This is a genomic window from Pseudoalteromonas sp. NFXS53 (assembly GCF_056629255.1).
In genome coordinates this window covers 205,589-216,015 of record NZ_JBWVBR010000006.1, presented here as the reverse complement: position 1 = coordinate 216,015, position 10,427 = coordinate 205,589, and the positions used below count along the sequence as shown (strand labels likewise).

Below are 10,427 nucleotides of genomic sequence, written 5' to 3'. Positions count from 1 at the left end.
GGAGTGGTAGTTCAGTTGGTTAGAATACCGGCCTGTCACGCCGGGGGTCGCGGGTTCGAGTCCCGTCCACTCCGCCATTAGATATCTAAGAGTCAACCAGAACTGGCTCTATAAATACCCACCACTGCGGAGTGGTAGTTCAGTTGGTTAGAATACCGGCCTGTCACGCCGGGGGTCGCGGGTTCGAGTCCCGTCCACTCCGCCACTTATATTGATTCTTTACTTCCTGTTAATTCGAGCTTCTACATTTCAATTAAAGCAAAAATAACTTCCCTGTTACCTTTAGGTTAATTTCAATTCACTCAATAGAGTATTATCAGTAGCTCGTATCAGTTATTAGAAATACGACAGTATCGCTTCTGAGTCACCAATATACTTTCCAGAGATAAATGCTTGCGGCACTGTGTCTTGGCCTGAAATCGCTTTTAAACTTGTTAGGCTAGCGTCACGGCCCAATACAATCTCTTCGAATTGAACGCCTTTACTGATCAGGTGTGCCTTAGCTTTCTCACAATAGCCACATCCAGGTTTGGTAAACAAGCTCACTGGCTGAGGTTTTTGGCAATCAGGGTTGATGTAATCAAGCATAGTATCAGCATCAGACACTTCGAAAGGGTCGCCAGGTACATCAGGCTCAATGAACATTTTTTCAATAACACCATCTTTAACTAGCATAGAGTAACGCCAGCTTCGTTTTCCAAAGCCTAAGTCAGCTTTATCGACAAGCATGCCCATACCGTCCGTGAACTCTCCATTACCATCAGGGAGTAGGGTGATGTTGTCAGCTTCTTGATCTTTCGCCCAGGCGTTCATAACGAAGGTATCGTTTACTGATAAACAAATAATGTCATCAACACCATTTTGTTTAAATGCATTTGCTAGCTCGTTATAACGCGGTAAGTGTGTAGATGAACAGGTTGGAGTAAAAGCGCCAGGCAAGGAGAATACAACTACTGTCTTGCCTTCAAAAAGTTGCTCTGTTGTGACGGTGTGCCAATCATTACCAATTCTCACAGGAAATGATACAGAGGGTATTGTTTTTCCTTCACGGTTTTCTAGCATATTATTTTCCTCATAGGTGAATGCCTTTATTATCTATAATGCACATTTAGATTAAAGTAAGTAAAACAAATAAGGGCAATCTAAAAACTAGATTACCTTTATTTTATTGTCTGAATTGTGAGTATATGAACTTATTTTAATGTGAATGACTCTGGCTCTTTAACAACCACCTTAATGACATCATTAAGCTGAATATTACTCAAAGGTCTGTCACTTAAGTTTCTAGCGATAGCACTTTGCGCATTCACTTGTTCAACTACAACTTGTTCAATGGTTTTAATGTGATGTGAAAACTGCATGCCATTTGCTGCAGTCAAATTGCTTCTGTGAAGGATTGAAAGTACTTGCCCCACTTCAAGTCCATGACTTTGCCCTAAGTTAATCACCATTCTGTCAGAGTCGATCATTAATATTTTACCTGTTGTCTTAAGACAACTTACAGCGGTGTTCAAATCTTGACTCACCTTATTGAAGATAGTTTGAATTTTTTGACCATAATCGGTTCGCCAAAACTCCTCACTATTTACATTCACAATCTTAGTTTTTTTATGTGGCCAAATACCTTGAGCGCTGTAATGCTGAGACCAGACTTGATCATTTGTTTGTGAATCAAATAGCGCAAAATCAATTTTAAAGTTGCGCATATAAGCTTCACTTTCCCAAAATGCATAATCGTTGTTCATTTTTCTGCCTTGGGAAATATCTGTTATTTGACTCAGTAACACATACTGACTGTTACTACTGCGACTTAACGTGTCAATTAAGTTGGCGTTATACTCAAACTGCTGTGCAAAGAAAGCCCTGACATCAAGTTTTCGGTCAATGTATGGGATCATTTTCACGCCTAAATTTCGCTCGTCTAAAGTATTAAATAAACGCTGTGAACTGGCTTTGGGTATGTCAAAAATTTGACCTAGCCTAGCTTGATCTGGGTGTGTCAATTGGCTTTGTGTGACAGTAATCTGTTTATTAAATTTTGATTCAATACATTGCGCTTGCTGAGGAATAATATCTAGATGTAGCGTGACAGAATATTGCTCGCCTTGTTGTTGCTCATTGATTAAGTTCACATGTTGTATCTGACCATGGGTTTTTATCTTTAACTCGTCTTGCTCGAGAACACCATCGGCAACCGTTTGAACGCTAGACACTGTAGCGCCTGAGAATATCAAAGCTTGGGTTATGGCATCTTTGACAGCCATTTGTCTCGCTGAAGAGGTGTCACCATCAACTATGCCACCATAACCGACTACCTCAAACCATTCCGCTTTTACATGAGCGCAGAACGCAAGTAGTGCAATTATTAGAATATGTTTCATCATTTCGATTCCAAACTGATTCGCTTAATAGGTCAAAAGCAATAGATGTACCAGCTTTGTTGGCGTGAAAAATGCATTGTATGAGCATACTTTAATTTGGTGTGTTTATTATGAAAGCGAAAAACGTTTTTTATTCATCATTGGTAACATGTTCTATTCTACTTTCAGGTTGTAGCTCAGTATTTGATAAACATATAGAGTATACCTACGAAGAGCCGGATTACTATCCTGTTTTACGAGCTGTGGGGTACGCACCTTTGAGTAGTCAACCAGGTGAAACGGATGTACAAAAGATGCTGATGGCAATTAAAGTGTCTAAACTGGAAGCATACAGAGAGCTTGCCGAGCAAGTACATGGTCAAAAGCTCACATCAACGATGACTGTAAAAGGGGCCATTGCGCAAACGGATGGCTTATCGAGTAAAGTCGGCGGTTTAATCAAAGGCGCTAAAATAGTGAAGACATATTCTGTCGGTGATACTTACGCAACAGAATTAGAGTTAGACATGAAAAAAGTACACGAGCTTTATATTAGTGCTATCAAACCAAGAAAAGTAAAGCGTGTGATTTATTACTAACCACAAAATGTGATTAGTAATTTTTCAAATACTAGGCTTTTAAGTTTTTAACCAACTCAGAGTTCTCACTTATCACACCACCATCTTGTCCATAGGTAACAGAAGTGGGGGCGCCGATTATTATATTTTTAAGCTCTCTAACTGCAAGCTGGGCCTGATGTGCAGCCTGTGCATTAACCTCATTTTGTTTTTTACATTGAATTAATAAAGAATTTATAGATTCTATTAAAGGTTTAATTTGCTCAGTTTTAAAAATATCTTGGTTAAAACCCGAAAGTTCTTTATCTAACTTTTGAATGGTATTAAGAAGAGTAAGTTTTTCACGTGCGATGTCTTTTAAGCCATCGCCTTTTTTGCTAGCAAGGCATGCTAGTTCAGCATCTAAAAGCTGGGTCAAAGCGTTAAGATGCTGTAATTGGTTTTCTAATTTATGATGACAAAGGTTTATTTGATCATCCATACACGTCAAACTCAAACGCAGCAATATTCTTAGCTAACTTTTCAGCATCAACCTGGTATTTACCTTCACTGATTGCTTTCTTTAGCTCCTCAACTTTTTTGCTGTCAAAAGAAGGCGCTTGTTGCGCTTTTTCTTGCAAACTTTTTAGCTGTTGTGCTTGTGGTGTTAAACTTACAGAATCCGTTGCAGCCTTTTGAGGGGCTTTAGCTGTTTCAGCTGCCACATTTGCGTCAGACTTTTGTAAATCTGTTTTTTGTTGCTTAATATTATTAAGCACACTGTTCGGCTGAGATTGCCCTTTTACATTATTAACCATGATAATTGACCCAAAAATTACTCATGCCTATCTATCGACCTGTTAGCTTATAACTTTAGTAAAAAATTAAATATTAACCTCAACAGATTCTACATCTTTTACCCGTGCGGAGATAGTTTTTCCAGACTTTTGATTTCTAACTCTTATTTGTTCACCAACATTTCCATCTTGAAGTGCTACGCCTGTTGTTTTTATCGTTAAAGTTCGAGTTTTAGCATAAATTGTTACATTGTCGCCTTTGCAAACCATACAGATATGATGGAGCCCAATGGCTGTACCAGCTCTAATTACTCGTTTACTTCTACTACCAACCAGATACTGTTCAGTGTCTAAATTACTAGCTCTAACAAAATGCTTAGGTTTGTACTCAATACTGATAGATTCTTTGGTAATTAACTCCCCTTTATTAATTGCTTGGGTCGTCACTATCACAGGGTGAAGCTCTTCAATTCTAACATGCACAAATTGAGTCCAGCTTGATATGTCTTCGCATTTCACTTTTACAGTAACTTGTCTGTTAAAAGGCGGGATAGCATTTGTTGAGTATAACAAAGGATTCTCACAAGCGCGTTCTGATAATCGAGCATCTAGCGGTAATGCTTTAATTGTTGTTTTGATATCAGGGTTTAGCTCAATTTGTCGAGTGATGAACCTTTCAGCTCCTTTTTCTAAGTTGGTATTTGAGTAAATTTTTGCTTGGCACATGTAGCTGGCTAGAAAACAAGCCATTGCACAAAAAATCTCATATGATTTGGTTTTTTTTAACAAACTCATGATGTTTCGACTATGCTTATCTGGAGAAACAAGGTATAAAGATTTTGCGTGAAATACCATATTCCTTCAAGGTGCTTCTATGATTAGTATCCTGAAAAGCGTATGATATTGCCAAGATGACCGATATGTAGGAGATTGAAATGGCAGGTGTTTTAGACTCTGTAAACCAGCGCACTCAGTTGGTTGGGCAAAACCGCCTAGAGTTGCTACTTTTTCGACTGAGAGGTCGTCAAAGATTTGGCATCAATGTATTTAAAGTTAGAGAAGTGCTTCAGTGTCCACCTCTCACCAGTATGCCCAAGTCAAATTCTTACATTCGCGGTGTCGCACATATTCGTGGTCAGACTATCTCAGTTATAGACATGTCTCTAGCAGTGGGTGGTCCACCCATCGAAAACATTAAAGATTGCTTTATTATCATTGCTGAATATAACCGTTCTGTTCAGGGCTTTTTAGTTGGTGCGGTTGAAAGAATCGTTAATATGAACTGGGAGAAAATCATGCCGCCACCAGATGGTGCGGGCAGGTACTCTTACTTAACGGCTGTGACAGAAATTGAGAATGAATTAGTTGAAATACTAGACGTAGAAAAAATTCTTAACGAAATATGCCCTGTTAATACTGAAGTCAGCGAAGAAATAGTGTCTGATGGTGAAATGCAAAAAGACCTGGGTGAGCGAATTGTATTTATTGCAGATGACTCTGCAGTTGCAAGAAATCAGGTGAAACGTGCGCTGGAGCCGTTAGGTGTTCAAACAGAGTTAGCAAAAAATGGCAAAGAAGCTTTAATTAGGCTAAAAGAGATAGCTGAAGTTGATTGTCAAAATGACATTACTGAGCGTGTAGGTTTACTTATTTCAGACGTAGAAATGCCTGAAATGGATGGCTATACGCTAACAGCGGAAATAAAAGCAGACCCTAAATTAGCCCCTTTGCATGTAATTTTACACACTTCATTAAGTGGGGTGTTTAATCAGGCTATGATTGAAAAAGTTGGCGCTGATGATTTTATTGCAAAGTTTAACCCTGATGAATTAGCAACGGCGGTTAAAAAATGGGTTCATTGTGACTAGATAACGGCGGTAGTATCTTGGAAAATAAAAACCTTCAACAAGGCGAATATGACCAGTTCAGAACTTTCTTAGAGCAGCAGTGCGGGATTGTTCTTGGAGATAACAAACTTTATTTGGTAAAAAGCCGTTTAGCTCCGCTGATGGCTCGCTTTGGTGTGGACTCTCTTTCTGCGCTTGTCGCTAAAACACTGAGTCCTCATGAACGTCAGCTAAGAGCTGCAGTTGTTGATGCCATGACCACAAACGAAACTCTTTGGTTTAGAGACACTTACCCTTTTGAGTTGTTAAAAAGTAAAATTTACCCAGAATTGAAAGATACCCGCAGGGGCTTAAAAATCTGGTCAGCGGCAAGCTCTTCAGGCCAGGAGCCATATTCTATTGCGATGGCGACGCAGGAGTATCAATCTCAAAACCCAGGTGCACTGAAAATGGGTGTGCAGATTGTTGGTACTGACATATCAAACACCATGCTTGATATGTGTAAAAATGCAGAGTACGACTCATTGGCTTTGGCACGAGGGTTGTCAGTTGAACGTCGTCAGAAGTTTTTTCAAGACAGCGGTAACGGCATGGCACGAGTTGTTGACCCTATAAAGAGAATGGTTAATTTTAGGCACCTTAATTTGCTAGATTCATATTCTTTGATGGGGAAGTTTGACGTTATCTTTTGCAGAAATGTACTGATTTACTTCTCGCCAGAAGTCAAAGCTAAGATTATTTCCCAGTTCGCACAAGCTTTGAATCCTAGAGGGTATTTGTTTTTAGGGGCATCTGAATCTATGGCGGGACTCAGTGATGAGTTTGAAATGATCCGATGTAACCCGGGGATTATTTACCGGAAAAAAACATAATAAATACTAAGCGGCAACCTATTTGCCGCTTTTTTTATATCTTAAGAGTGTCACCTTAAACTTTTCCACCTACATTTCTTTCGTTTATTCAACTGAAAAATAAAGATTTTATTTTGGCCCATTTATTGCTTTTACTTCGTAGAGTCAATTTTTTGGAGTCGTGTCATGGCAATTAGTTTTGATAAAGCACTTGGGGTTCATCAGCATACGATGTTGATACGTTCACAACGTGCAGAGATGTTAGCAAGTAATATTGCGAACGCAGACACACCAGGATACAAAGCAAAAGATATCGACTTTGCTCAGGCATTGAAAGCGGCAAAGTCGTCTCAGCAACGTGGCAACATGATGCAAAGAACAGACAGCAAACATTTACATGGTGGCAGTCAGTTAAATAGTAGTGTTGAGCTATTTCGTAATCCAAATCAAGCAGATACAGGTGATGGTAACTCAGTTGATATACAAGTGGAACGAAACTTGTATGTACAAAACGCATTAGAGTATCAGGCAAGTTTGCAATTTTTATCTGGCAAGTTTAAAGGGTTAAAGAAAGCCCTTGGTAGTCAAGGAGCATAATTATGAGCTTATATAATGTTTTTGATATAGCAGGCTCAGGAATGAGTGCTCAAAATATTCGATTGAATACCACTGCGAGTAATATTTCAAATGCCAATAGTATCAGTTCTAGCCAAGATAAAGTTTATCGAGCGCGACACCCTGTATTTGCAGCTGAACTGACCAAAGCGTCTGAGGCACATGATCCAAGCCAGCTAAATGCGTCGGTAGGAGTGAAAGTGCTAGGCATCGTAGAGAGTGATAAGCCATTACAGGTTGAGTACAACCCTAATCACCCTAGTGCTGATAAAGACGGGTACATCTATAAACCAAATGTGAATGTAGTAGAAGAAATGGCAAACATGATCTCTGCTTCACGTTCGTACCAAACCAATGTCCAAGTCGCTGATGCAGCCAAGCAAATGCTCAGCAAAACTTTATTACTTGGTCAGCGCTAGTGGGAGTATAGCCGATGAGTAACGATATTAATGCCGCATCTTCATATATGGATTCGTTACGTTGGTCTGAGCAAAATAAAACAACGCAGAGCGATAAGAAAAACGACGCATTGACGCAAGAGGATTTCTTTTCGTTACTTACTCAACAATTGTCTTATCAAGATCCGAGTAAACCTGCTGACAATGACCAAATGATTTCGCAGATGACGAATTTTACGATGGCCGAAGGTATTTCCGGTTTAAATGAAAAGTTTGATTTGTTGTCAGCCTCAATGACCTCTAACTCGGCATTACAGGCGTCTACGCTAGTCGGCAAAAAAGCGCTATTAGAATCGGATTCAATAGACTTTGGTGATGACCAATTAGCTAAAGGCTCTATTATAGCTCAAAATCCTGTAGAGAAATTAACGGTCAGTATATTTGATGATAAAGGTCAACTGGTTCGTCAAATGGATATGGGGGCACAAAAAGCTGGTGCAATCCGCTTTGAATGGGATGGTAAAAACGGTGACGGAGAAACTATGCCAGCAGGTAATTACAAAATTAAGGCTGAGGGTAGTTTGAATGGTGAATATACCAGTTTACCCATGGCCACATTTAAGAATATAGACAGTGTTAACGTAAACGGTGCTAACGGCATCATAGTTAATACGAGCTCTGGCGCAGTGAAATTATCAGACGTCGCAGAGATAGCATAGATTTTAAGTACTTAAGTAAATTTAAGTGAAAGAGGTGAAAACATGAGTTTCAATATTGCATTAACAGGATTGGCTGCGGCACAAAAAGACTTAGATGTCACAGCAAACAACATTGCTAACGTTAACACGACAGGTTTTAAAGAGTCTCGAGCAGAATTTGCTGATGTATACGCATCATCTGTATTTAGCTCAGGTAAAACAAAAAATGGTGACGGTGCACAAACCACCATGGTAGCTCAGCAGTTTCACCAAGGTTCGCTTAAGTTTACTCAAAACTCGCTAGATTTAGCGATCACGGGTGAAGGTTACTTCGCAATGAGTGAAGATATCGCTTCGCAAGATTATACCTACACACGTGCAGGTGCATTTAAACTTAATAAAGACAATTTTGTAACAGATGCCTCAGGTAATTACCTTCAAGGTTTTCCTGTTGACCCTGGTACAGGTAATACAACGTCACTAAGTTTGAGCACTGCCTCACCTATTCAAATTCCTGACGCATCAGGTTCTCCGCGTCATACATCTAATGTATACAGTTCAATGAACTTAGATTCTAGAGCTGGTGTACCGTCGACAACCACTTTTGATCCAGGTGATAGTACAAGCTACAACTCATCAACATCGACGACAATTTATGATTCGTTAGGTGAGCCACATGTGATCCAGTTCTTCTTTGTAAAACAAGATCCTGCCACAGCAGATAACTCTTGGAATGTGTTTGCAACCATGGATGAGATCCCTATTGATATCAATGGTGAGGAAACCGCAACGGGTGCGCATACACCAATCGATACATTGCAATTTACAGCGGCAGGTCTGCCAGATGTAACAGCGCCAGAGACGACTTTCCCAGATATTAATATTCAGTCGACTGCGACAGATGGTTTGTCAGATCGTTTAACTAACGGTGCTCAGTTCCCAAATAACATTACAGTTAACTGGAGTGACGAAGCAAATACAGCTAATAAATTACCAACCCAGTATGCGAGCCGCTTTGAGGTGAAAGCGTTAGAACAAGATGGGGCAACTGTAGGTCGATTAGCAGGTATCGATATTGGGACTGACGGTAAGGTTGTTGCGTCATACTCCAATGGTGACACGTCTTTCCTTGGTCAAGTTGCCATGGTTCGATTCTCGAATTCTCAAGGTTTATCTCAGGTTGGTGGCACAGCTTGGAAGAAGAGCTTAACTTCAGGTGAGCCAATCGCAGGTGAACCAGGTTCAGGTACATTGGGTACAATTAACTCATCTGCCTTAGAGCAATCGAACGTTAACCTGACAAATGAGTTAGTAGACTTGATTAGTGCTCAACGTAACTTCCAGGCTAACTCTCGTGCCTTAGAAGTTAACTCGACGTTACAGCAGAACATTCTACAGATCCGATAATTACTTAAACCCTCTTTCACAAAGGCCGCAACAGCGGCCTTTCTTTTCTTTTTTATACGTCAAAATTAGATTGGCACTTTTATTGCTTTATTAGGTTTAAGATTAATTTTTAGGCCAATGTAATGGATAAAATGCTGTATATCGCAATGTCAGGCGCCAAACAAAGTTTGCGTGGTGTGGCATTAAAAGCGAATAACCTAGCCAATGCCAATACCACAGGCTTTAAAGCTGACTTTGCTCAAGCGCGTTCTATGCAAGCGTTTGGTGAAGGTTTACCAACGCGGGTGTTTGCGATGCAAGAACGCCCAGGCACCAATATGACTATGGGTGCAGTTGTTGAAACAGGTCGAGATTTAGACATAGCTGTAGACCAAAAATCTTGGATCAGTGTGTTAGATGGTTCTGGAGAAGAAGCGTACACAAAAGTCGGTACTTTAAACATCTCTACTGATGGGGCGTTAAGAACGAGTCACGGCCGTCAAGTAATTGGCGAAGGTGGCCCAATTATTTTACCTGTGCCTGTTGATAAGGTGGTATTTAGTGACGATGGCTCAATTCAAGTTCGTCCTCAAGGAGCTCCGGCTAACTTTTTAGAAGTAGTTGATAGATTGAAAATTATTGAGGCTGATAACAGTAAATTGCAAAAGGGCAATGATGGCCTGTTTCGTCCAAGAGAAGATGCGTTAGAAGATGGCTTTTGTGGTTTTTGTGACATATCTCCAACGGCTCGAGTTATGAGTGGCATGTTAGAGATGTCTAATGTCAATCCAGTGCATGAAATGACCGATATGATCAACCATCAACGTCAATTCGAAATGCAAATGAAATTAATGAAATCGGCAGAAGAAATGGACGAGAAACACGTTCAGCTTCTGCGTATTGTTTAATGAGTGAGGT

13 protein-coding genes and 2 tRNA genes are annotated in these 10,427 nt (G+C 40.0%); 10 read left to right on the top strand and 5 right to left on the bottom strand.

Features of this window, described 5'->3' with window-relative positions; translation table 11 throughout:
• Both AC1HJP_RS09135 and AC1HJP_RS09130 read left to right on the top strand, forming a co-directional pair.
• Nucleotides 1-77: transfer RNA gene (locus AC1HJP_RS09135), tRNA-Asp, on the top strand.
• Nucleotides 78-128: 51 nt separating this feature from the next.
• Nucleotides 129-205, top strand: a tRNA-Asp gene (locus tag AC1HJP_RS09130).
• Between the two features lie 131 nt (nucleotides 206-336).
• Here the strand turns inward: AC1HJP_RS09130 and AC1HJP_RS09125 are convergent.
• Together AC1HJP_RS09125 and AC1HJP_RS09120 are read right to left on the bottom strand one after the other, a co-directional pair.
• Nucleotides 337-1,062, bottom strand: a complete 726-nt coding sequence (locus AC1HJP_RS09125; protein ID WP_480361537.1) for a glutathione peroxidase — start codon at nucleotides 1,060-1,062, stop codon at nucleotides 337-339.
• 131 nt (nucleotides 1,063-1,193) lie between these two features.
• On the bottom strand, nucleotides 1,194-2,384 hold the full coding sequence (locus tag AC1HJP_RS09120) for a flagellar assembly protein T N-terminal domain-containing protein (protein WP_480361536.1): 1,191 nt from the start codon (nucleotides 2,382-2,384) through the stop codon (nucleotides 1,194-1,196).
• Between the two features lie 107 nt (nucleotides 2,385-2,491).
• Between AC1HJP_RS09120 and AC1HJP_RS09115 the strand changes: the two genes are divergently transcribed.
• On the top strand, nucleotides 2,492-2,959 hold the full coding sequence (locus AC1HJP_RS09115) for an LPP20 family lipoprotein (protein WP_480361535.1): 468 nt from the start codon (nucleotides 2,492-2,494) through the stop codon (nucleotides 2,957-2,959).
• Nucleotides 2,960-2,990: 31 nt separating this feature from the next.
• Here the strand turns inward: AC1HJP_RS09115 and flgN are convergent, their stop codons facing one another.
• From flgN to flgA, 3 genes are all read right to left on the bottom strand, one after another.
• The gene (gene flgN, locus AC1HJP_RS09110; protein ID WP_480361534.1) at nucleotides 2,991-3,419 is read right to left on the bottom strand and encodes a flagellar export chaperone FlgN; all 429 of its coding nucleotides are present in this window, start codon (nucleotides 3,417-3,419) and stop codon (nucleotides 2,991-2,993) included.
• Nucleotides 3,412-3,735, bottom strand: a complete 324-nt coding sequence (flgM, locus tag AC1HJP_RS09105) for a flagellar biosynthesis anti-sigma factor FlgM (RefSeq protein WP_480361533.1) — start codon at nucleotides 3,733-3,735, stop codon at nucleotides 3,412-3,414. Before flgM ends, flgN begins: the two co-directional genes overlap by 8 nt.
• Before the next feature lie 66 nt (nucleotides 3,736-3,801).
• Nucleotides 3,802-4,509: a flagellar basal body P-ring formation chaperone FlgA gene (gene flgA, locus AC1HJP_RS09100; RefSeq protein WP_480361532.1), complete on the bottom strand. Its 708-nt coding sequence runs from the start codon at nucleotides 4,507-4,509 to the stop codon at nucleotides 3,802-3,804.
• 140 nt (nucleotides 4,510-4,649) lie between these two features.
• Between flgA and AC1HJP_RS09095 the strand changes: the two genes are divergently transcribed.
• The 7 genes from AC1HJP_RS09095 to AC1HJP_RS09065 all read left to right on the top strand — a co-directional run bounded on the left by AC1HJP_RS09095 (nucleotide 4,650) and on the right by AC1HJP_RS09065 (nucleotide 10,417).
• Nucleotides 4,650-5,582 carry a chemotaxis protein CheV gene (locus AC1HJP_RS09095; protein ID WP_138483454.1) on the top strand — a complete coding sequence of 311 codons (933 nt, stop codon included), beginning with the start codon at nucleotides 4,650-4,652 and terminating at the stop codon, nucleotides 5,580-5,582.
• Between the two features lie 17 nt (nucleotides 5,583-5,599).
• On the top strand, nucleotides 5,600-6,433 hold the full coding sequence (locus tag AC1HJP_RS09090; protein ID WP_138483452.1) for a CheR family methyltransferase: 834 nt from the start codon (nucleotides 5,600-5,602) through the stop codon (nucleotides 6,431-6,433).
• Nucleotides 6,434-6,598: 165 nt separating this feature from the next.
• The gene (flgB, locus tag AC1HJP_RS09085) at nucleotides 6,599-7,009 is read left to right on the top strand and encodes a flagellar basal body rod protein FlgB (protein WP_480361531.1); all 411 of its coding nucleotides are present in this window, start codon (nucleotides 6,599-6,601) and stop codon (nucleotides 7,007-7,009) included.
• Nucleotides 7,010-7,011: 2 nt separating this feature from the next.
• The gene (gene flgC, locus AC1HJP_RS09080) at nucleotides 7,012-7,446 is read left to right on the top strand and encodes a flagellar basal body rod protein FlgC (protein ID WP_058029153.1); all 435 of its coding nucleotides are present in this window, start codon (nucleotides 7,012-7,014) and stop codon (nucleotides 7,444-7,446) included.
• A gap of 14 nt (nucleotides 7,447-7,460) precedes the next feature.
• Complete coding sequence (locus tag AC1HJP_RS09075) at nucleotides 7,461-8,144, top strand: flagellar hook assembly protein FlgD (RefSeq protein WP_138483448.1); 684 nt, start codon at nucleotides 7,461-7,463, stop codon at nucleotides 8,142-8,144.
• A 42-nt stretch (nucleotides 8,145-8,186) separates the two neighbouring features.
• Nucleotides 8,187-9,530 carry a flagellar hook protein FlgE gene (gene flgE / locus AC1HJP_RS09070; protein WP_480361530.1) on the top strand — a complete coding sequence of 448 codons (1,344 nt, stop codon included), beginning with the start codon at nucleotides 8,187-8,189 and terminating at the stop codon, nucleotides 9,528-9,530.
• 122 nt (nucleotides 9,531-9,652) lie between these two features.
• Entirely contained in the window at nucleotides 9,653-10,417 is a 765-nt protein-coding gene (locus tag AC1HJP_RS09065; protein ID WP_480361529.1) for a flagellar basal body rod protein FlgF, read from the top strand.
• The last annotated feature ends 10 nt before the right edge of the window (nucleotides 10,418-10,427 follow it).